Origin of the sequence: Rhodoferax sp. TH121, from assembly GCF_002251855.1 — a bacterium.
Taxonomy (GTDB): domain Bacteria; phylum Pseudomonadota; class Gammaproteobacteria; order Burkholderiales; family Burkholderiaceae_C; genus Allorhodoferax.
Genome location: NZ_NOXW01000020.1, coordinates 240,888 through 260,912 on the forward strand (window position 1 = coordinate 240,888; position 20,025 = coordinate 260,912).

A 20,025-nucleotide genomic window follows, 5' to 3' on the forward strand; every position below is an offset into this window, starting at 1 on the left:
TACGTCAATGCGCGTGCCCGGGGTGGTTGGCCTGCGCCAGCTCCCCCCGCGCTTGCCGCCACACCTGCCAGCCGCCTTGCAGCGCCAGCGCGGCCATGCCGACTGCTACCAAGAGGTCGGGCCAGCTGCTGCCGGTGCCGAGTACGCCCAGGGCGGCCAGCATCACGGCGATGTTGCCGATGGCGTCGTTGCGCGAGCACAGCCAGACGCTGCGCATGTTGGCGTCGCCTTCGCGGAAGGCGTAGAGCATCCAGGCCACGGCAATGTTGGCGGCCAGGGCTATAAAGCCCACCACACCCATGGTGGTGGCATCGGGCACGCTGCCTTGCCACAGGCTCCAGGCCGCACGGCCCAGCACCAGCAGGCCAAAGCCCATCATGCTGACCGACTTGAGCAGCGCCGCGCGCGCACGCCATGCCAATGCGGCCGACAGCACGGCCAGCGAGACGCCGTAGTTCAGCGCATCACCCGCAAAGTCAATCGCGTCGGCCAACAGAGACAGGGATCCGGAGCGCCAGCCGGCCAGCACTTCCACGCCAAACATGGCGGCGTTGATGAGTAGCGCAATCCACAAAATGCGGCGGTAGCGCGCGGGGTTTTGCAGGGTGTGGGCGGCCGGGGTGTCGTGTTCGCAGCAGTGTTGGCTCATGGTGTTTCCTGGTTGATGCCTGCATTGGAAACCCTGAAGCCGCTACAGAGTCAAACCCCTGTCGCCCAGAGGGTGTTTCAGCCGCGGCGGCGTTCCAGCTGGGCGTCTTCGTAGTAGCGGGTCTTGGCCTCAAACATGGCCTGGTCGGCCGCATGGATGGCGGATTCCACCTCGGCCGCGCTGTGGCAGGCGGCGGTGCCGATGGCCAGGCTGAGTTTTTGGCCGGGGTAGAACTGGTTGTTCAGGTCCAGGATGGATTCGATGCGTTCGCGCAGGCCTTGCGCGGCGCGCTCGTCGCAGCCGGGCATCAGCGCCACAAACTCGTCGCCGCCAACACGCGCCATACACAGGGGCTGCTGGTCGCCAGCGGCCTTGGCCAGCACTTCGCCCGCGCGGCGCAGCAGGGCGTCGCCCGCAGCGTGGCCCTGGGCGTCGTTCACCGCCTTCAGGCCATTCAGGTCCATGGCCACAATGGCCAGCGGCCAGGGCCCTTTGCGCGAGATGCGGTTGAGCTCTTCCACATAGAAGGCGCGGTTGCGCAGGCGCGTCAGGGCGTCGTGTTTGCCCAGGTACTCCAGGTAGGCCTCGGCCTTCTTGCGGGCGGTGATGTCCACCAGCGACACCAGCACCATGTCCCAGTGGGCCTCGTGCCCGGGCATCACGGCAAACTGCATGTGGATGTTGATGAGCTCGCCGCTCAGCGAGTAGTTGATGACCTCACGGGTCTGCACGGTCTTGCCGTTCCACAGGTCCAGCAGCTGGTCGGCGAACGAGGCGTTCATCTCGCCCTTGAACACCAGGTCCAGCTTGCTGAGCAGATCGGCGCGGCCTGTCGCGGCAAACATGTCCAGCGTGTGCTGGTTCACTTCCAGCACGCGGATCTGTTCCATGCAGCGGCCCACAAAGTCGGGGTGCACGCTCAGGAACACCCGGAAGTCCTGTACCCCCGAGTGGCGCACCTCGTCCATCAGCTGCTTCACGCCACTGAAGTCCTCCACCCACAGCGACACGGGCGACAGGTCAAACAGGTTGCGCGCGTGCTGCTCGCTGCGCTCCAGTTGCAGGCGCGCCCGGGTGTGGGTGGTTGTGTCTTGCAGCGAGACCATCACGCGGTCCCAGCGCTCCTCGTGGCCGGGCAGGATGCGCACGTGGATCTGCACGTCAATGCGCCGCCCGTCCAGCCCGTAGTTGACCGACTGGTTGCTGAACTCCAGCTGGCCATTCCACAGCTGGACCAGCTCGTGCACCATGGGCTCGAACATGTCACCGCGAAACACCTCGGGCAGGCGGGCGATCAGTTCGTCCTGGCTCTGCGCACCAAACAGGCGCAGGGTCTGCTGGTTGACCTGCAGCACCTGGTAGCACTGCGAGCACTGGGCCGCGCGGGCCGGGTCGGCGCGCAAATGGGCTTCCAGGTCGCTCACCCCCTGGGCGCGCCAAGTGTCAAACAGGTCTTTCAGTGCGCTGTAGTCCTCCAGCCATAAAGAGATGGGGGCGGATTCAAATAGCAGTTCAAAGTCGGTGGCAGCAGTCATGGTCGGGGGCAAAAGAAGTGTGCACAAGCAGTGTAGCTGCGCAAGGTCAATGCCAGGCCCCGTGCAGGGCATGGACAATGGCCCCATGGACAAAACGATGGTGATTGTGGGTGGCGGGATTGGCGGGCTGGCCGGTGCGCTGGCGGCTGCACGCGCGGGCTTGCCGGTGCGCTTGCTGGAGCAGGCAGCTGCCTTTGGCGAGGTGGGGGCGGGCATCCAGCTGGGGCCCAATGTGGTGCGTGTGTTGCAGGGCTGGGGCCTGGGCGATGCACTGGCCCGGGTGGCTGCGTTTCCGGCCCGGCTGGAGGTGCGCAATGCCCTGAGCGCCGCCACACTGGGCGTGCTGCCGCTGGGGGAACACGCGGTGGCGCGGTATGGCGCCGCCTACGCCACGGTCGCCCGGGCCGATCTGCACACCCTGCTGCTGCAGGCCGTGCAAACCCACCCGGTGGACCTGCAGCTGGCCACCATCCTGACCCAAGTGCAGCAAGATGCCGATGGCGTGCACCTGCAAACAGCCGCTGGGGACCGCTGGCAAACGCCACTGCTGGTAGGGGCAGACGGCCTCTGGAGCCGGGTGCGCCAGCACCTGCTGCCCCAGGCGCAGCCGCGCGCCACGGGGCACCTCGCCTTTCGGGCCATGGTGCGCCAAGACAGCTTGCCTGTCATGCTGCGCAGCCAGGTAGTCACTGCCTGGCTAGGCCCTCGCTTCCATGCGGTGCAATACCCGGTGCGCGGTGGCGAATGGCTCAATGTGGTGGCCATTGTGCAAGGCCATGTGGAAGGTGACCCGCAGTCCTGGGACCACAGTGCCAATGCCGCTGAACTGCGCGCGCGCCTGGCCAATGCCCAAGCGCCGCTTTTGGACTTGATCCACACCATCAACGACTGGCGCTTGTGGCCCCTGTACGACCGCCCGCCCGTGGCCGGCGCTGCCGAGCAGGCCCAAGGCCGCATAGCGCTGCTGGGGGATGCCGCCCACCCCATGCGGCCGTACTTGGCACAGGGCGCGGGCATGGCCATTGAAGATGCGCAGCAACTGGTGGCCTCACTAGAGGCCCAGCCAAGGGCTGTGCCTGCAGCATTGGCGCATTACGCCCAGAGCCGCTGGCAGCGCAATGCCCGGGTGCAAGCACGCGCCATCCGCAACGGCAAGATTTTTCACCTGCAAGGCCCGCTGCGGGTGGGGCGCGACACCGCGCTGCGCCTGCTGGGTGCGCGGCTGTTGGATGTGCCGTGGCTCTATGGTTATCGCGCCTGAATTGCTATTATTTTGGTAGCTGTTTGCGCAGTATCTACGGGGTCTAGAGCACTAAAAGGCTTGAATTTCAGCGCAGCAGGTTAGCGCCTTGCCACTGGCCCGTGCTGCACAGCGCACGCACCAGCGCGTGGGTGAGCCGCTCCACGGCCTTGGACGCGCCAGAGCCCGGGATATGGCCCGAGGCACACAGGGCCAGGGTGCGTGTGAGCGGCGGGCTGCTCACCTTGGTGGCCTGCAGCAGGCCGCTCTCGATTTCGTGCTGGAAGGGCATCAGCGGCAGCAGCGTGCGCCCCAGCCCGGCCAGCAGGGTGGTGCGCAGAATGCTGATGGAGCTGATGTCTGCCTCCACCTGCGGGGGCGCCAGCCCGGCGCGCGCGGCGGCTTGGTCGATAGTGGGCCGTACCCCGTGGGGGTTGGCAGGCAGGGTCAAGGGCAGCGCCAGCGCTTGCTTGAGCGGGATGCTGGCCCGGCGCTTTTTGGCGTCTTGCGCGGGCTCGATCAAATACAGCTGCTCACTGAGCAGCGGCGTGCTCGCAAACTCCGACAACTGCCCATCGTCAAACAGCACCGCCAGCTGGATCTGGCCCGTGCGCAGCTGCTTGCTGAGGTTGCCGGTCAGCTCCTCCGTCAGCTCCAGCTGCACCTGGGGCAGCTGCTGGCGCACGGCCCGCAGCAGCGGCAGCGCCAGCGCGTTCGACACGCTGTGCGGAATGCCAAACACCACCTTGCCACAGGGTGCCGCACTGTCGCTGCGTGCGCTGGCCACCGCCTCGTCCGCCTGGCGCAGGATGGACACTGCATGCGGGTGGAAGCGGCTGCCCGCCTCGGTCAGCTCCACACCGCGGCGTGAGCGGTGGAACAGCGGCGCGCCCAGCTCGCCCTCCAGCTGCGCCATCTGGTGGCTCAGGGCCGACTGCGCAATGAACACGCGCTCCGCCGCCTTGGAAAACGAGCCGCTGTCGGCAATGGCAAGAAAGTAACGGAGTTGGCGCAGTTCCATGGCGGGCAGGCAGAGTAGGCCGCCATCCTAGCCTATCCATCTGGAATCAAGATGCTTTTATATGCAATGCATATTGGACAGATGGATGGCCGCACCGTCTAATCGCTCCACCCACTCTGCTGTTTTGCACTCTCTGGCTACCCGCCAGAGAGCCAGCCAGACCCGGCGCTTGCCAGCGGCAGGGACACTCCGTACCCGGGGTGTTGGCGGTGGGTTGCAGGCCTGCGGGACTCAGCCCTTGAGCTGGGGCACGGCAGTTTCAATGTCGTCCAGCAGCCGCGGCCACAGGCGTTCACCAATCGTGCGGCGAAACGGGCCGAAGTGGCCAATGCGTGGCACGCCCAGATCGGCCGGTGTCACGTGGCGCAGCTCCGCCACACCGGGCGCATGGGCAAAGGCCTGCTGCAGCGCCTCCACCACACGGCGCGGGCCGAATACCTTGTCGTCGCTGATGGCCCAGAGGTGGGCGGTGCCCGTCCAGCGGTGGGCCGTGATCTCCACCGTCGGGTCACTGGTGAAGTAGCCCGGCGTCATGCCCCAGCGGCTCCAGTCCAGCGCCGCTGCCGCAGGCAGGTCTTCGCCGCCGCCCAGAGCCCAGCCCGGCAAACGGCCAAACAGGCGCACACACAGCGGCAGCCAGAACCCAAAGAACAGCAGGGCGCCCATGCGCTGGTGCCAGCGCGGCCACAGGCGCCAGAAGGGCAGTTGGGCGGCCACACCAATCGCGGCGTCAATCTCCTCCAGCCCCTGGCACTGGGCCAGCGCATGCCCGCCCAGCGAATGGCCAACCCACAGCGTGGCCAGCGGTGCGCCGGAGTCCGCACGGGCGCGGTGCTGCACGGCGGCCAGTGCGGCCTGCAGGTCCTGCTGCATCCAGTCGCGCATGCTGATGCTGCGGGCCGGCTGCGCGGCCAGCCGTGATTCGCCAATCCCCCGGTAGTCCAGCGTGAGGACGGCATAGCCGCGCGTGCTGAGCCAGCGGGCGAAGGCCCGGTAGTAGTGGCGCGGCACCGCGGTGGCTGGCGCCACCAGCGCCACGGCGCGGGCGGGTGTGCGGGGCTCAAACACCGTGGCCCAGAGTTGGCTGCCATCTTGCGTGGTGAGGCACAGGTCCAGCTCGCTGTGGTCGGCGCCCGGTGGGCTTTCAAAGGCCTGCGTCAGGTGCTGCATGGCGGGCGTCATGTTGGTGGCGGGGAGCCAGCGTGACGCCATGTCTTGGGTGTTGGTCGAAGTCATGGCGCCATCGTCCCCGCTTTGCCACTGCTTGACTAGACTATGCGCAGCATGCACTCTGTCAACGTTATGGAACCAAAGAAGCTCGCCATTCCCCGCGCCACACCCACCACCGCCCTGGATGCAGATGCCCTGGAGCTGTTCGCCCGGGTGGCGCGCGCCGGCAGTTTTTCATTGGCAGCGCAGCAGGTGGGGCAGACCCGTGCTGCCGTCAGCCGGCGCATTGCCTACATGGAGCAACGCACCGGGCAAACGCTGTTTCTGCGCACCACCCGTTCGCTGACGTTGACAGCGACGGGCCGCCGCTTGTTGCCCCATGCCATGACCGTTCTGGACGCAGTAGCGCAAGCGCGCGGCACGCTCACCTCGGTGCATGCAGGTCTGGCCGGCAGCTTGCGCATTACCTCGCTGCCCAGCTTTGGCACCACGGTGCTGCCGCCCTTGTTGCTGAAATTCCGTGCCCTGCACCCGGGAGTGAACTACGACCTCATCCTCTCGGACCGGCGGGTGGACCTGCAGCGCGAGGGGGTGGACATTGCCTTTCGTGTCACGCGCAAGCCACCGCCCGATTGGGTGGCACGGCCCTATTTGCAATTCCACGTTGGGGCGTTTTGCGCACCCGGCCAGTGGGCGCCCATGGCGCACCCGGATGAGCTGGCACCGGTTCCCCTCTTGCTATTGGGGCCCGTGTCCATGAACCCGGAAATGCGCTGGGTGCGCCGCGATGGCAGCGATGCGGTGATCTGCGCGCGCGCACCGGCGGCAGCCCAAAGTGATGACCTCACCGTGCTGATGCGCTTGGCCGAAGGCGGCATGGGCGTGGTGCTGGCCCCCAGCTACTGTGTGCAAGACGCCGTGACTGCGGGGCGCTTGGTGGAGCTGCTGCCCGAGTGGGACCTGGACATCCGCCAGGGCAACACCGTGCAACTGCTGACCCTGCCGCGCCCTCAGCTCAGCGCCGTCGCGCGCGCATTTGCCAAGTTTGTGCAAGAGCAGGCACCAGCCTCCGACGCCTAACTTGCTATCAAAACAGAAGCTGCTCGCGCAATATCCACGAGGGATAGAGGCCTATTTGCTCTCATTTTCCCAGATGGCCTGCATGGTGGCTTCAAACGCACGCGCGATGCGGTCCTGATCCGCATGGCGGCCCTGGGTGATGACGCGGCGCCCGGCCACCCACACCTCCTGAAACGCAGCGCCATGGCTGGCAAACACCAACGCGTCCAGCGTGTGGCTGGCGGGCACGCCCCGCAAACCACTGGCCTGCGTGTCTAGCACCAGCAAGTCAGCGCGGGCGCCGCGCGTCAGCCCCCACGTCTTCATGCCTGCGGCGGGTCCACCCGCGTGCAGTGCGGCGTCCAGCAGGCGCGCGGCGGTGGCGGGCTGCTGGGCGGGCGCTGCCGCCACATTGCGCTGCTGCAGGCGCAGGCGTTGGCCGTACTCCAGCCAGCGCAGTTCTTCGGCCCACTGGCGGCCCACATGGCTGTCCGAGCCCACGGCCATGGGCACGCCAGCATTCAGCCAGGCGGGCAGGTCGGCAAAGCCGTCGCCCAGATTGCCCTCGGTGCTGGGGCAGATGACCATGCCCGCGCCGCTGCGCGCTACGGTGTCTATCTCGGCCTGCTTGGTGTGGGTGGCATGCACCAGCTGCCAGCGCGCGTTCAGTGCCCATCGCTGCGTCAGGTGGGCGATGGGCCGCTGGCCGGTGGCGGCCAGGCAGTCGCGCACTTCCTGCATCTGCTCGGCTATGTGGATGTGGATGGGCATGTCGGCATCGCCCACTTGCGCTAGCAGCGTGTCTATCGATTCGGGGGCTGCCGCGCGCAGCGAGTGGATGGACACCCCCGCGTTCAGCAGCGGGCGCCGCGCCGCCTGCACACTGCGCTGCAGCCGGGCGATGAAGTCCGGCGTGCCAGCAAAGCGGCGCTGGTCTGGCCGTAGCGCGGGCTGGGCAAAACCGGCGCGCTCGTAGAGCACGGGCAGCACGGTCAGGCCCATGCCCGCATCAGCCGCCGCATCGGCCACGGCCCAAGCCATGGTGGCCTCGTCGGCATAGGGCTGGCCGTCGGGCTGGTGGTGCAGGTAGTGGAATTCGCACACCTGTGTGTAGCCGCCTTGCAGCAGCTCCACATACAGCTGGGCTGCTACGGCGCGCAGCTGCGCGGGCGTGATGCGCAGGGCCACGCCATACATGCGGTCGCGCCAGGACCAGAAGTCATCCGCCGCTGATTCGCGCCGCTCAGCCAGGCCGGCAAAAGCGCGCTGGAAGGCATGGCTGTGCGCGTTGACCATGCCGGGCAGGACGGGGCCCGGCAGCACGGTGGCGTGCGCGGGTGGGGTATTAATGCTGGCCCTGATGTCGGCCCAATGGCCTTGGGCGTCCACCGACAGGCACACGTTGGCCTGCCAGTGTCCGTCGATCCATGACAGCGGTGCCCACAGCAGTTGCGCGCTCATGCGGGCCTCCAGTCCAGCATGGTTTGCACCAGTGCGCGCAGCACGGGCAACAGCGTGGCGGCACGCGCAGGGTCTATGGCGTAGGGCGGTTGCTCGGCCATGTAGCAGCGCCAGCACATCTCCAGCTGGATGGCGTGGATGTTCTCTGCCGGGCGGCCATAGTGGCGTGTGATGTAGCCACCCTTGAAGCGACCGTCCACCACCTGCGTGAAGTCACTTTGGCTTTGCAATACTTTTGATAGCTGCTCGCGCAGTGTTGGTGAGGCACTGCTGCCATTTACCGTGCCAAGGTTCAGATCGGGCAACTGCCCGTCAAACAACCAGGGCAGCACCGAGCAGATGCTGTGCGCGTCAAACAAGACTGCGTGGCCATGCACACTGCGCAGGCGCTGCAGCTCGGCGTGCAGGGCATCGTGGTAGGGGCGCCAGTAGGTGTCGACCCGCTCGGCAATCTCGGCCTCGGTGGGCGTCTGGCCCTCGCGGTACAGCGGCTCTCCGCTGAAGAAGCGCGTGGGGCACAGCTCGGTGTTGTTCACCCCGGGGTACATGGGCTCGTTCTCGGGCGGGCGGTTCAAGTCCACCACATAGCGCGCGTGGCGTGGGACGATGGTGCCCGCGCCCATGGCGCGCACAAAGGCGTAGAGCGCCTCCAGGTGCCAGTCGGTGTCTTCGGTGGCCAGCGCGCGCGGCACCAGGCGATCCTGCAGGCTTGGCGGGATCTCGGTGCCCACATGCGGAAAACTCACCAGCAGCGGGCTGCTGCCGGGTGTCAGGGTGAAAGTGGCATTCGTCATACGGTGCGCTCCAGCCCGCCCACGATGGTGCGGCGGCAAGGGTTGTGGCCAAACCAGTAAGCCAGCTCGTGCGGGTGGTCCAGGTCCCACACACAGAAGTCGGCACGCTGGCCGGCGGCCAGCGTGCCGCGGTCGTGCAGGCCCAGCGCACGCGCACCATTGACGGTGGCGCCGCGCAGCGCTTCTTCGGGTGTCAGGCGGAACAGCGTGCAGGCCATGTTGAGCATCAGCAGTAGCGACAGGCCGGGCGAGGTGCCGGGGTTGTGGTCGGTGGCAATCGCCATGGGTACGCCATGGGCGCGCAGGGCATCGATGGGCGGTAGCTTCGTATCACGCAAAAAGTAATAGGCGCCGGGCAGCAGTACGGCCACCGTACCAGCAGCCTTCATTGCCCGGATGCCCTTTTCATTCAAATGCTCCAGGTGGTCGCACGACAGGGCGCCAAACTCGGCTGCCAGCGCCGCGCCACCCTGGTCGCTGAGCTGTTCGGCATGCAGCTTCACGGGCAGGCCCAGTGCGCGCGCCGCTTCAAACACAAAGCGTGTCTGGGCCGGCGTAAAGCCAATGTTTTCGCAAAAGGCATCCACCGCATCCACCAGACCTTGGCGCTGCAGCGCGGGCAGCCAGGCGCATACGGCGTCGATGTAGTCATCCGTGCGGCCTGCAAACTCGGGGGGCACGGCGTGGGCGCCCAGGTAGGTGGTGCGCACGGTGAACGGCAGCGTCTCGCCCAGCGTGCGGGCCACGCGCAGGCAGCGCGCCTCATCCGCTTCGCTCAGGCCGTAGCCGGATTTGATTTCTACGGTGGTTACGCCCTCGGCCATCAGGCTCTGTGCCCGCCGTGTAGCGCTGGCCAGCAAGTCCGCGTCGCTCGCGGCACGCGTGGCGGCTACGGTGGAGCGGATGCCGCCGCCCGCTCGGGCGATCTCTTCGTAGCTGGCGCCTTGCAGGCGCAGTTCAAACTCGGCCGCGCGCTGGCCGCCATACACCAGGTGCGTGTGGCAGTCCACCAGGCCGGGGGTGAGCAGGGCCCCGCCCAGGTCGACTTCGTTCTGAATGTGTGGGGTCTGCGCGGTGGGCAGGGCAGCTGCGTCGCCCGCCCAGACGATGCGCGCGCCCTGGGTGAGCAGGGCACCATTGGCCACCCAACCCCAGGGCGTGTTACTGGTCAACGTGGCCAGCTTGGCGTTGCGCCAGAGGGTGAGGGCGCTCATAGGAAACCTCCGATGGTGGCGCTTTGGGGCGAGAAGCCCAGCCAGTATGCACAGATGGGTCGTGTGCCATCGGTCGCTGCAAAGCGCCAGCTGGCGCTGCGCGGCTGGGCATGCCACAGCAGGGTGTGCGCACTTAATTGCACTGTGTTTGTGCCGTCGGTCCAGGCTCCTGCGTGGACGGTGTACAGGCCGCATGACGCCAAGCTGGCGCACCAGGCTTGGTCGGCTTGCACCGCCTGCATGAGGCCTTTACCGCCACGCACCATCAGGTTCAGGTCTTGCGTCGGGCCATCCAGCAGCCGGCAGCCGGGGGCGGCCGCGCCGTCAAAGCACAGCGGGGCATCGCCCGCGCGCAGAGTGCGTTCGCTGTCCAGCTGTAGCGCCACACCTGCGCCCTGCAGCACTGCAAACCAGCGCTGCACGCCGGGGAAGGCGGAGAAGGGGCCGTCGCTGTCAATGTCTGCACGGCTGATGCGCAGCTGCCAGGGGTCTGCCGGATCAGCGGGCGGCCAGGTCAAGAGCTCGCGGGTTTGCCCGCCGCCATTGCGCCAGGGCTGGGGCGCGCAGTCTTGGGCGCGGATGATTTGCAGTGTCATGGCTTGAACTGCCCTTGCAGCTGGTAGCGCGCACCGGGGTGCACCAGGCGCGCCAGGGTGATGGGCACATCGCGGTTCATGGTGCGGCGCACGACGATGAGGCAGGGGTCTGCCGGGGCAATGCCCAGCAAGGCGGCTTCTTGCTCCGTGGGGCGCCCGGCTTCGATGGAGTACTGCGCCTCCCACAGCGGGGCCACTTCCAGCAGGTAGTGGGTGGGCGTGGTTTGGGTGAAGTCCACGCCCAAATAGTCCGGTGCGCAGGCGGGGTTCACATAGCGGTCTTCGCACTGCAGGGGTACGCCGTTTTCATGGTGGACGATGAGCGTGTGGAACACCGGCCCCCCCAGCGGCAGGCCCAGCTGTTGTGCCAGGCCATCGGCGGTGGCCTCCTCGCGCGAGAGGATGACGCGCGCCTGGTGCTGGTGGCCGCGGGCCCGTATCTCTTCGTGCAAATCCTGGATGGTGAGGGTGGATGCCACGCGCTGCAGGTGGGCGGCAAAGGTGCCCACGCCCTGCACGCGGGTGACAAAGCCTTCGGCCTGCAGCTCGCGGATGGCGCGGCCCACCGTCATGCGGCTGACTTGGAACTGGCTCACCAGCTCGGACTCGGAGGGCATCAGCGTGCCCGGCGTCCAGCGGCCGTCGGCCAGACCTTGTTTGAGGAAATCCTTGACGCGGGTATAGGGTGCTTGGGCCATGGTGCAAATTCTAGTTGCGTAGACATGTCTAGACAAGTAGACTCCGCCTCATTCTTTGTTGTTTGTGAGAGCACACCCCATGGCATCTACCCACACCCCCGCCCAGGCCCGCCCGGTACGCGCACCCCGCGGTACTGAGTTGCACTGCAAAAACTGGATCACCGAGGCGGCCTACCGCATGTTGCAAAACAATCTGGACCCCGAGGTGGCTGAGAACCCCGATGCGTTGGTGGTCTACGGCGGCATCGGCAAAGCCGCGCGCAATTGGGAGTGTTTTGATGCCATCTTGTCCAGCCTGCGCACGCTCGAAGAAAACGAAACCCTGCTGGTGCAAAGTGGCAAGCCTGTGGGCGTTTTCCGCACCCATGCCGATGCCCCGCGTGTGCTGATTGCCAATTCCAACCTGGTGCCCAAGTGGGCCACGTGGGAGCACTTCCACGAGCTGGATAAAAAGGGCCTGATGATGTACGGCCAGATGACAGCCGGCAGCTGGATCTATATCGGCAGCCAGGGCATCGTGCAAGGCACCTACGAGACCTTTGTGGAGGCCGGCAAGCAGCACTTTGGCGGCAGCCTGGCCGGGCGCTGGATTCTGACCGCCGGCCTGGGCGGCATGGGTGGTGCGCAGCCACTGGCGGCCACCTTTGCCGGCGCTTCGTCCCTCAGTATTGAATGCCAGCAAAGCCGCATCGACTTTCGCCTGAAGACCCGCTACGTGGACGAGCAGGCGACCGATCTGGACGACGCACTGGCACGCTTGGCCAAGTACACCGCAGAGAAGAAGGCGGTGTCCATCGCCCTGCTGGGCAATGCGGCCGATGTGTTGCCCGAGCTGGTGAAACGTGCCAAGGCCGGCGGCCTGCGCCCCGACATCGTGACCGACCAGACCTCGGCCCACGACCTGGTGAACGGCTACCTGCCCAGCGGCTGGACGGTCGAGCAATGGCGCGCTGCTCAGGCGGACGACACACAGCACGCTGCGCTGCGCCTGGCCGCTGCCAAGGGCTGCGCCGTCCATGTGCAGGCCATGCTGGACTTTCTGGCCATGGGCATCCCCACGGTGGACTACGGCAACAACATCCGCCAGGTGGCGCTGGACCAGGGCGTGAAGAACGCGTTCGACTTCCCCGGCTTTGTGCCCGCCTATGTGCGCCCGCTGTTCTGCCGCGGCAAGGGGCCCTTCCGATGGGTGGCGCTGAGTGGCGACCCCGAGGACATCCGAAAGACCGACGCCAAGATGAAAGAGCTGTTCCCCGAAGACAAGCATCTGCACCGCTGGCTGGACATGGCCGGTGAGCGCATTGCCTTCCAGGGCCTGCCCGCGCGCATCTGCTGGATCGGCCTGGGCGAGCGCCACCGCGCCGGCCTGGCCTTTAACGAAATGGTGAAGAACGGCGAGCTCAAAGCCCCCATCGTCATTGGCCGCGATCACCTGGACAGCGGCAGCGTGGCCTCACCCAACCGCGAAACCGAAAGCATGCAGGACGGCAGCGACGCCGTGAGCGATTGGCCGCTGCTCAACGCACTGCTCAACACTGCGGGTGGCGCCAGCTGGGTCAGCCTGCACCATGGCGGCGGCGTGGGCATGGGCTACAGCCAGCACAGCGGCGTGGTCATCGTGGCCGATGGCACAGACGCTGCGGCCCAGCGCCTGGAGCGCGTGCTCTGGAACGACCCCGGCACTGGCGTGATGCGCCATGCGGATGCTGGGTATGAGATTGCACAACAATGCGCACGCGAGCAAGGTATGAACCTGCCCATGCTGACCAAATAACCAGAAAGACGACGGAATGACTTCTCTCATCCTCAACGCCGGCAAGCTTTCGCTGGACGATCTGCAAGCCATCCACAACGGCGTGTGCCAGCTCAGCCTGCCCGAATCGGCCCGCGTGGCCATGCGCGCCTCGCACGCACTGGTCAAGGCCGCTGCTGATGGTGATGCGCCGGTGTACGGCGTGAACACCGGCTTTGGCAAGCTGGCCAACAAGCGCATCAGCAAAGACCAGCTGGCCACCCTGCAGCGCAACCTGATCCGCAGCCACAGCGTGGGTGTGGGCGAGCCACTGGCTGCACCCATCATGCGGTTGATGATGGCTACCAAGGCCGCCAGCCTGGCGCGTGGCTACTCCGGTTGCCGTGAGGTGGTGGTGGACACGCTCTTGGCCGTGCACAACGCGGGCCTGGTGCCCTGCGTGCCTTCACAGGGGTCAGTGGGTGCGTCGGGCGATTTGGCGCCGCTCTCCCACATGACGTTGGCGTTGATGGGTGAGGGCGACATGCTGGTGGACGGACAACGCGTGCCCGCGCTGCAGGCGCTCAAGGCTGCTGGCATCACGCCGCTGGAGCTGGAGGCCAAAGAGGGCCTGGCCCTGATCAACGGCACACAAACCTCCACCGCACTGGCGCTGCACGGCCTGCTGGCGTTTGAGCCGGTGTTGGAAGCCGCATTGCTGATTGGCGCGCTCACGCTAGACGCCGCCCGCGGTAGCGATGGCCCGTTTGACCCGCGCATCCACGCCGTGCGCGGCCAGCCCGGGCAGATTGACGTGGCCCAGTACTACCGCGAAGTACTCAAAGGCAGTGCCATCCGCCAGTCGCACGCCGAGGGCGATGACCGCGTGCAAGACCCGTATTGCCTGCGCTGCCAGCCGCAGGTGGTAGGCGCTGCGCTGGACCAGCTGCGCCACGCCGCGCGCGTGTTGCTGATTGAGGCCAACGCCGTGACTGATAACCCATTGGTGTTCCCCGACGATGGCGCCATGATCTCCGGCGGCAACTTCCACGCCGAGCCGGTCGCTCTGGCCGCCGATGGTATGGCCCTGGCCATTGCCGAAGTGGGCGCGATTGCTGAGCGCCGCATTGCCATGCTGATCGACAGCGGCGTGTCACGCCTGCCGCCGTTTCTCACGGCGGATGCAGGGCTGAACAGCGGCTTCATGATTGCGCACGTCACCGCCGCCGCGCTGGCCTCCGAGAACAAATCGCTGGCCCACCCCGCCAGCGTGGACAGCCTGCCCACCAGCGCCAACCAGGAAGACCATGTCTCGATGGCCACCTTCGCCGCGCGCCGCCTGCAAAGCATGATCCACAACACGGCCCACATCCTCGGCATCGAACTGCTGGCCGCCGCGCAGGGCATCGAATTTCTGCGTCCGCTCAAGAGTTCGGCCGTATTGGAAGAGGTGCATGCGCTCTTGCGCAAGGACGTGCCCGCGCACCACGTGGACCGCTACCTGGCGCCGGACATTGCGCATGCCACCGAGCTGGTGAGGGGCGGTGCGGTGGCACGCCTGCTGGCACCGTTGGCTGGTCTGCCGGAGTTGTGGACGCCCGCATAGGCGCGGCAATTCGCGCCTGGCGGGTTGAATCAAGTGGTAGGTCATCGGAGCACCCAAGTGGTAGCACTGCACGCCCGCCGAGTGGCCAGGAAATAAGAGAAGGGCAGGGTTGGGTAGTGCGCCGCTCATTTTTGCTATCAAAATAGAAGCTGCTCGCGCATATCTAGTAGGCGCTAGCTGGTGATTCGTATGTTCCGGTTGCGTGTGCTATACGGCCTGGCTATCTGGGCGCCATGTGGTCTACCATGTCCGACGCGGCGAAACGCATGTCGAGCGTTTTGCCAGTTGACTCTTGGAATGGTTTGAAGGACCCCGCATGAACACCACGTCCCCCGTCGCACTCGTTACCGGCGCTGGTACCGGCATTGGCCGGGCCGTCGCCCTCACATTGCTCAAGGCGGGGTACCGCGTCGTGCTGGCTGGGCGGCGCATTGGCCCGCTGACCGAAGTGGCCCAGGCCAGTGGCACCGTGTCGGCCTATCCGTTTTGTGTGGACGTGGGCCAGCCTGAATCGGTGGACGCGCTGTTCGCCATGATCAAGGACACCTTTGGCCGCCTGGATGTGTTGTTCAACAACGCCGGCGTGGGCGCGCCCAAAGTCAACTTTGAAGACATCAGCTTTGCGCAATGGCAGACCGTGGTGGACGCCAACCTCACAGGTTCCTTCCTCTGCGCGCAAGGCGCCTTTCGTTTGATGAAGAACCAAACGCCCCAAGGCGGGCGCATCATCAACAACGGCTCCATCTCCGCCCACGCGCCGCGCCCCAACTCCGCGCCTTACACCTCCACCAAACACGCCATCACCGGCCTCACCAAATCCATCTCGCTGGACGGCCGCAAGTACAACATCGCCTGCGGCCAGATCGACATTGGCAACGCGCTCACCGAGCTGTCCGCCCGCATGTCCACCGGTGTGCTGCAGGCCCATGGCGAGGTAGCCGTGGAACCCATGATGGACGTACAGCAAGTGGCCGACGCCGTGCTGCACATGGCCCAGCTGCCGCTGTCCACCAACGTGCAGTTCATGACCATCATGGCCACCAACATGCCGTTTGTGGGGCGAGGTTAGCGATTTCTGGAAACATTTAAAAATGTCCATATCTAAAAACATTTAAGAATCATTCGCATTTACAATGCAGGCCTTCGCCGGGGTATCTGGCCTTTTGAAGGAATGTTTATGCGAATTGCTGCCACCGCACGCTGGCTATGTCTCTTGGGCCTGACGGCCGGTCTGATTCAAACCGCGCAGGCGGCCCCCGAAGTGATCAAAGACGTGCTCGGCCGGTCCGTGCGCGTCGACCTGCCGGCCAAGCGTGTGCTGCTGGGCTTCTATTTCGAGGACTACATGGCCATCGGCGGCGAAAAGGCCTTTGACAAAGTGGCGGGCTTGTCGCGCGAGGCTTGGGAGGCTTGGCGACCTGCCAACTGGGCGCTGTTCGCAGCGCACCGTCCTTCACTCAAAGATCTGCCCGACGTGGGTGAAGTCGAAGCGCAAACCTTCTCCGTGGAAAAAGTGCTGGCGCTGAAACCCGATGTTCTGGTTTTGGCTGAATGGCAATACAAAGGCTTGGGCTCCGATGTGAAGCGGATCGAAGACGCTGGAGTGCCCGTTGTGGTGGTGGACTACAACATGGAGTTGCCGGCAAACCACTACGCCAGCACGCTGTTGCTGGGCAAGATCGCGGGCGAAGAGAAGCGTGCCCAGAAGATTGCGGACGAATACAAGACCGCCATCGATCAGGTGCAGTCGCGCATCGCAGCTGCCAAGCAGCCCAAACCGCGCTTTTATGTGGAGTTTGGCAACAAAGGCCCGGCCGAATACAGCTTCAGCTATGGCAAAGGCATGTGGGGCCCCTTGGGCACCTTGGCTGGCGGTGAAAACATCGCTGCCCCCTTCGTGGAGTGGTACGGCCCGATGAATCCGGAAAAAGTACTGGCCTCTCTGCCTGAAGTGGTGTTCATTGCGGGCACCGAATCGACCAAAAACCCCAACTCAATGCTGATGGGGCAGGGCGTGGAGCCAGCGGTGGCCCAGCAGCGGCTGCAAGGCTTTGCCCAGCGCGCCGGGTGGAGCGAACTGCCTGCCGTAAAGAACAAGCGCCTGTATGCGGTCTACCAAGGGGCATCGCGTTCGGTGCTGGACTACACCATGGTGCAGTTCATGGCCAAGGCCCTGTACCCCACGTTGTTCAAGGACATCGATCCGCAGGCCAACTATCTGGCTTTCTATCGCCGCTACTTGCCCGTGCAGGCCAAGGGCAGCTTTGCACTGGGGATGTAAATGAATCAGCATTTTTGGAAAAAAATCGCGCTGTCCGCCATGCTCGCGCTGGGCGCGATCAGCGCCTGGGCGGCGCCCAGCACCATCGAAGACGTGTTGGGTCGCAAGATCACCCTGGAGCTGCCGGCCAAGCGAGTGCTGCTGGGCTTCTACATTGAGGACTATTTCGCCGTCGGTGGCGATAAAGCGTTCGACCGACTGGTGGGCTTGTCACGCGGCTGGTTTGTCAAATCGCGCCCAGCGGTTTGGGCACAGTACACGGCCGCAAAGCCCACGCTGCGCGATGTGCCAGACGTGGGCAACGTGCAGGACCAGAGCTTCTCGCTTGAGAAAGCGCTGGCTACCAAACCCGATGTGGTCATTCTGGCCGACTGGCAATTCAAGGCACTGGCGTCTGAAATCCCCCGTCTTGAAGCCGCTGGCATCCCGGTGGTGGTGGTGGACTACAACGCGCAGACGCTAGAGCGCCATTTGGCCAGCACCAAAGTGCTGGGTCTGATTACTGGTGAAACCGTGCGCGCACAACGCATAGCCGACGAATACCGCCAGGTGGTGGAGACGATCCAGCAACGCATTGCCAAAGCCAAGCTCCCGCGCCCGCGTGTCTACATTGAGCTCGGCGACAAGGGGCCGGCCGAACATAGCTACACCTACGGCAAAAACATGTGGGGCGCCATGGCCGACCTGGTGGGAGGCGACAACGTGGCCGCCCCGTTCGTCAAAGACTGGGGGCCCATGAACCCCGAACAGTTGTTGGTCACCAAACCACAGGTGGTGTTCATCGCCGGGTACGAAAGCGTCAGCAGCCCTGACGCCATGCAAATGGGCGTGGGTGTGCCAGCGGCAGAGGCGCGCCGACGCCTGCAAGGCTTTGCCCAACGCAAAGGATGGAGTGCTTTGCCGGCAGTTCAGGATGGGCGTCTGTACGGGGTCTACCACGGCGCCACCCGCAGCCTGCTGGATGCTGCCCAATTGCAATACCTGGCCAAGGCCCTGTACCCCACGCTGTTTACCGACATTCAACCAGAGGCCACGTACCAGGACTTCTACCGCCACTACCTGCCTATCCAACCCCAAGGCACCTTCGTATTGAGCGGCAAATGACCGAAATCACCGCCACGCCCGACATGGGCATGCAGATCGTGCAGCGTCAGCGCCTGCGCGAGCTGCGCCGCTGGCGTTGGCTGGCCTTGTTTGTGATCCTGGGTTTACTCAGCCTGATGTTGGACGTGGCCACCGGTCCCTCCATGTTGGCGCTGGGTGATGTCGTGCGGACGCTGTTGTCGCCCGCGGCTGCAGACTCCATGACGCGCGCCATCGTGATGGACATGCGTCTGCCGATTGCGCTCATGGCGCTGGTGGTGGGGGCGGCCTTGGGCGTTGGCGGGGTCCAAATGCAAACCTTGCTCGACAACCCTCTGGCCAGCCCTTTCACGCTCGGTCTGGCTGCTGCAGCCGGATTCGGGGCTGCGCTGGCTTTGGTATCGGGGGGCTTTGGTCTTCCTCCGCTAGTGGCCATTCCCATTGGCGCATTTGTGTTCTGCATGCTGGCGGCCAGCCTCTTGTTCGGGCTGGCACTGATGCGCCATGTCAACAGCCAAACCATCATCCTGGCCGGCATTGCACTGCTGTTTCTCTTCCAGTCGTTGTTGTCCCTGCTGCAGTTTCTGGCGTCGCCCGAGCTGAACCAACAGATCATCTTCTGGCTGTTTGGCAGCCTCATGCGCACCACTTGGCCCATGCTGTGGATCACCGTTGGAGTGACGCTGGTGTGTGCGGTGCTGCTGCACCGCGATGCCTGGCAACTCACCTGCCTGCGCCTGGGTGAAACACGCGCGCGCAGCCTGGGGGTCAATGTCACGCGACTGCGCATCAAAACCCTGGTGCTCGTCGCCCTGATGACTGCGACTGCCATCAGCTTTGTGGGTGTCATCGGTTTCATCGGGCTGGTGGCGCCGCATGTCGCGCGCATGCAGGTAGGTGAAGACCAGCGTTTTCTGATTCCACAATCGGCGTTGTGCGGCGCAGTCATGCTCTCGGTGTCCTCAGTGCTGTCCAAATCCATCGTGCCCGGCGCGCTGTTTCCCATCGGGATCGTGACCGCGCTGATCGGCGTTCCTTTCATGATCTGGCTCATCCTGGGCAACCGAAAGCGTCACCGTGCTTGAACTCCATGACCTGACCCTGCGCATCGGCGAATTAACCCTGGTCGAGGGGCTGAACCTGTCGCTGCAAGCTGGGCAACTGCACGTGATCATTGGCCCCAATGGCACCGGCAAGACCAGCCTGCTGCGCGCCTTGTTTGGCGAGCTGCCCTTGACCCATGGCACCGTGCGTCTGCATGGCTCGGCCATGACGCCCCACAATCTGCCCAGCTGGCGCCAAAGCATTGGCTACATGCCCCAAAACACCCAGCTCGACCTGGACCTGAGTGCGCTCGAAGTGGTGGTGCTGGGGCGCTTGCAGCGGCTATCCATGCGCCTGTCCGACGACGACCTGGGCGCGGCGCTGGAAGCCCTGCAGGCGCTGGACATCGCCCATCTGGCCGACCGCCCGGTACACACACTCAGCGGTGGGCAACGCCAGATGGTGCTATTTGCCCAGGTGCTACTGCGCCAGCCCAAGCTGATGCTGCTCGACGAACCCGTGAGCGCGCTGGACTTGAAGCACCAAATGCAGCTGATGGAACACCTGCAAATGCAGACGGCCGCCCAAGGCTGGGTCAGCGTGGCCGTGCTGCACGATCTGAACCTGGCGGCCCAGTTTGCCGACCAAATGATTGTGCTGGGTGATGGCCGCCTGCAAGCCTTTGGCCCACCGGCCCAGGTGCTGAGCCGCGACCTCATCCATCAGCTCTACCACGTCCCGGTGGACGTGCTTCACGACCAGCAAGGCCAACCTTATGTGCGCACCCTGCGCACTCCACATCTGGCCCCCGCGAGCGCCTGAATGCTCCGGACGCCAACGAA

Annotated in this window: 18 protein-coding genes; 9 read left to right on the plus strand and 9 right to left on the minus strand. The window is 65.3% G+C overall.

Annotation, left to right across the window (positions count from 1 at the left end; genetic code table 11):
* Window positions 1-4 precede the first annotated feature (4 nt).
* Window positions 5-649 carry a cation transporter gene (locus CHU94_RS07115; protein WP_094478215.1) on the minus strand — a complete coding sequence of 215 codons (645 nt, stop codon included), beginning with the start codon at window positions 647-649 and terminating at the stop codon, window positions 5-7.
* Between the two features lie 77 nt (window positions 650-726).
* The gene (locus CHU94_RS07120) at window positions 727-2,184 is read right to left on the minus strand and encodes a sensor domain-containing diguanylate cyclase (RefSeq protein WP_176451946.1); all 1,458 of its coding nucleotides are present in this window, start codon (window positions 2,182-2,184) and stop codon (window positions 727-729) included.
* 85 nt (window positions 2,185-2,269) lie between these two features.
* Between CHU94_RS07120 and CHU94_RS07125 the strand changes: the two genes are divergently transcribed.
* Window positions 2,270-3,445 (plus strand): FAD-dependent monooxygenase, encoded by a 1,176-nt coding sequence (locus CHU94_RS07125; RefSeq protein ID WP_094479286.1) that lies wholly within the window; start codon window positions 2,270-2,272, stop codon window positions 3,443-3,445.
* Between the two features lie 67 nt (window positions 3,446-3,512).
* Here the strand turns inward: CHU94_RS07125 and CHU94_RS07130 are convergent, their stop codons facing one another.
* Together CHU94_RS07130 and CHU94_RS07135 are read right to left on the minus strand one after the other, a co-directional pair.
* Window positions 3,513-4,445: a LysR substrate-binding domain-containing protein gene (locus CHU94_RS07130; protein ID WP_094478217.1), complete on the minus strand. Its 933-nt coding sequence runs from the start codon at window positions 4,443-4,445 to the stop codon at window positions 3,513-3,515.
* A 231-nt stretch (window positions 4,446-4,676) separates the two neighbouring features.
* The gene (locus CHU94_RS07135) at window positions 4,677-5,681 is read right to left on the minus strand and encodes an alpha/beta hydrolase (protein ID WP_141211408.1); all 1,005 of its coding nucleotides are present in this window, start codon (window positions 5,679-5,681) and stop codon (window positions 4,677-4,679) included.
* A gap of 48 nt (window positions 5,682-5,729) precedes the next feature.
* Here CHU94_RS07135 and CHU94_RS07140 point away from each other — a divergent pair, with 48 nt between their 5' ends.
* Window positions 5,730-6,695 carry a LysR family transcriptional regulator gene (locus CHU94_RS07140; RefSeq protein WP_176451947.1) on the plus strand — a complete coding sequence of 322 codons (966 nt, stop codon included), beginning with the start codon at window positions 5,730-5,732 and terminating at the stop codon, window positions 6,693-6,695.
* Window positions 6,696-6,746: 51 nt separating this feature from the next.
* On the opposite strand, the gene CHU94_RS07145 is transcribed toward CHU94_RS07140, so the two are convergent.
* The 5 genes from CHU94_RS07145 to hutC are packed head-to-tail and all read right to left on the minus strand — an operon-like array spanning window position 6,747 to window position 11,437.
* Window positions 6,747-8,135 (minus strand): formimidoylglutamate deiminase, encoded by a 1,389-nt coding sequence (locus tag CHU94_RS07145; protein ID WP_094478223.1) that lies wholly within the window; start codon window positions 8,133-8,135, stop codon window positions 6,747-6,749.
* Window positions 8,132-8,929: an N-formylglutamate deformylase gene (gene hutG / locus CHU94_RS07150; protein WP_094478225.1), complete on the minus strand. Its 798-nt coding sequence runs from the start codon at window positions 8,927-8,929 to the stop codon at window positions 8,132-8,134. The genes CHU94_RS07145 and hutG overlap by 4 nt, the downstream gene beginning before the upstream one ends.
* The gene (gene hutI / locus CHU94_RS07155) at window positions 8,926-10,143 is read right to left on the minus strand and encodes an imidazolonepropionase (protein WP_094478227.1); all 1,218 of its coding nucleotides are present in this window, start codon (window positions 10,141-10,143) and stop codon (window positions 8,926-8,928) included. The genes hutG and hutI overlap by 4 nt, the downstream gene beginning before the upstream one ends.
* Window positions 10,140-10,739 (minus strand): HutD family protein, encoded by a 600-nt coding sequence (locus CHU94_RS07160; RefSeq protein WP_094478229.1) that lies wholly within the window; start codon window positions 10,737-10,739, stop codon window positions 10,140-10,142. Before CHU94_RS07160 ends, hutI begins: the two co-directional genes overlap by 4 nt.
* Window positions 10,736-11,437 (minus strand): histidine utilization repressor, encoded by a 702-nt coding sequence (gene hutC, locus CHU94_RS07165; protein ID WP_094478231.1) that lies wholly within the window; start codon window positions 11,435-11,437, stop codon window positions 10,736-10,738. Before hutC ends, CHU94_RS07160 begins: the two co-directional genes overlap by 4 nt.
* Before the next feature lie 79 nt (window positions 11,438-11,516).
* Here hutC and hutU point away from each other — a divergent pair, with 79 nt between their 5' ends.
* The 7 genes from hutU to CHU94_RS07200 all read left to right on the plus strand — a co-directional run bounded on the left by hutU (window position 11,517) and on the right by CHU94_RS07200 (window position 20,005).
* Window positions 11,517-13,211: a urocanate hydratase gene (gene hutU, locus CHU94_RS07170; protein ID WP_094478233.1), complete on the plus strand. Its 1,695-nt coding sequence runs from the start codon at window positions 11,517-11,519 to the stop codon at window positions 13,209-13,211.
* 16 nt (window positions 13,212-13,227) lie between these two features.
* The gene (gene hutH, locus CHU94_RS07175; protein ID WP_094478235.1) at window positions 13,228-14,775 is read left to right on the plus strand and encodes a histidine ammonia-lyase; all 1,548 of its coding nucleotides are present in this window, start codon (window positions 13,228-13,230) and stop codon (window positions 14,773-14,775) included.
* A 316-nt stretch (window positions 14,776-15,091) separates the two neighbouring features.
* The gene (locus CHU94_RS07180; protein WP_094478237.1) at window positions 15,092-15,844 is read left to right on the plus strand and encodes an SDR family oxidoreductase; all 753 of its coding nucleotides are present in this window, start codon (window positions 15,092-15,094) and stop codon (window positions 15,842-15,844) included.
* A gap of 108 nt (window positions 15,845-15,952) precedes the next feature.
* Window positions 15,953-17,056, plus strand: a complete 1,104-nt coding sequence (locus CHU94_RS07185) for an ABC transporter substrate-binding protein (protein WP_094479288.1) — start codon at window positions 15,953-15,955, stop codon at window positions 17,054-17,056.
* A complete protein-coding gene (locus tag CHU94_RS07190) occupies window positions 17,057-18,160 on the plus strand; it encodes an ABC transporter substrate-binding protein (protein WP_094478239.1) in 1,104 nt (367 codons plus the stop codon).
* Window positions 18,157-19,224 carry an iron ABC transporter permease gene (locus CHU94_RS07195; RefSeq protein ID WP_176451948.1) on the plus strand — a complete coding sequence of 356 codons (1,068 nt, stop codon included), beginning with the start codon at window positions 18,157-18,159 and terminating at the stop codon, window positions 19,222-19,224. Before CHU94_RS07190 ends, CHU94_RS07195 begins: the two co-directional genes overlap by 4 nt.
* A complete protein-coding gene (locus CHU94_RS07200; protein WP_094478241.1) occupies window positions 19,217-20,005 on the plus strand; it encodes an ABC transporter ATP-binding protein in 789 nt (262 codons plus the stop codon). The genes CHU94_RS07195 and CHU94_RS07200 overlap by 8 nt, the downstream gene beginning before the upstream one ends.
* Window positions 20,006-20,025 lie beyond the last annotated feature (20 nt).

What these genes read in the sequence shown, in the direction of transcription:
- CHU94_RS07115 (WP_094478215.1), bottom strand. Translation starts at nt 649, where the DNA reads ATGAGCCAACACTGCTGCGAACACGACACCCCGGCCGCCCACACCCTG.
- CHU94_RS07120 (WP_176451946.1), bottom strand. Translation starts at nt 2,184, where the DNA reads ATGACTGCTGCCACCGACTTTGAACTGCTATTTGAATCCGCCCCCATC.
- CHU94_RS07125 (WP_094479286.1), top strand. Translation starts at nt 2,270, where the DNA reads ATGGACAAAACGATGGTGATTGTGGGTGGCGGGATTGGCGGGCTGGCC.
- CHU94_RS07130 (WP_094478217.1), bottom strand. Translation starts at nt 4,445, where the DNA reads ATGGAACTGCGCCAACTCCGTTACTTTCTTGCCATTGCCGACAGCGGC.
- CHU94_RS07135 (WP_141211408.1), bottom strand. Translation starts at nt 5,681, where the DNA reads ATGACTTCGACCAACACCCAAGACATGGCGTCACGCTGGCTCCCCGCC.
- CHU94_RS07140 (WP_176451947.1), top strand. Translation starts at nt 5,730, where the DNA reads ATGCACTCTGTCAACGTTATGGAACCAAAGAAGCTCGCCATTCCCCGC.
- CHU94_RS07145 (WP_094478223.1), bottom strand. Translation starts at nt 8,135, where the DNA reads ATGAGCGCGCAACTGCTGTGGGCACCGCTGTCATGGATCGACGGACAC.
- hutG (WP_094478225.1), bottom strand. Translation starts at nt 8,929, where the DNA reads ATGACGAATGCCACTTTCACCCTGACACCCGGCAGCAGCCCGCTGCTG.
- hutI (WP_094478227.1), bottom strand. Translation starts at nt 10,143, where the DNA reads ATGAGCGCCCTCACCCTCTGGCGCAACGCCAAGCTGGCCACGTTGACC.
- CHU94_RS07160 (WP_094478229.1), bottom strand. Translation starts at nt 10,739, where the DNA reads ATGACACTGCAAATCATCCGCGCCCAAGACTGCGCGCCCCAGCCCTGG.
- hutC (WP_094478231.1), bottom strand. Translation starts at nt 11,437, where the DNA reads ATGGCCCAAGCACCCTATACCCGCGTCAAGGATTTCCTCAAACAAGGT.
- hutU (WP_094478233.1), top strand. Translation starts at nt 11,517, where the DNA reads ATGGCATCTACCCACACCCCCGCCCAGGCCCGCCCGGTACGCGCACCC.
- hutH (WP_094478235.1), top strand. Translation starts at nt 13,228, where the DNA reads ATGACTTCTCTCATCCTCAACGCCGGCAAGCTTTCGCTGGACGATCTG.
- CHU94_RS07180 (WP_094478237.1), top strand. Translation starts at nt 15,092, where the DNA reads ATGAACACCACGTCCCCCGTCGCACTCGTTACCGGCGCTGGTACCGGC.
- CHU94_RS07185 (WP_094479288.1), top strand. Translation starts at nt 15,953, where the DNA reads ATGCGAATTGCTGCCACCGCACGCTGGCTATGTCTCTTGGGCCTGACG.
- CHU94_RS07190 (WP_094478239.1), top strand. Translation starts at nt 17,057, where the DNA reads ATGAATCAGCATTTTTGGAAAAAAATCGCGCTGTCCGCCATGCTCGCG.
- CHU94_RS07195 (WP_176451948.1), top strand. Translation starts at nt 18,157, where the DNA reads ATGACCGAAATCACCGCCACGCCCGACATGGGCATGCAGATCGTGCAG.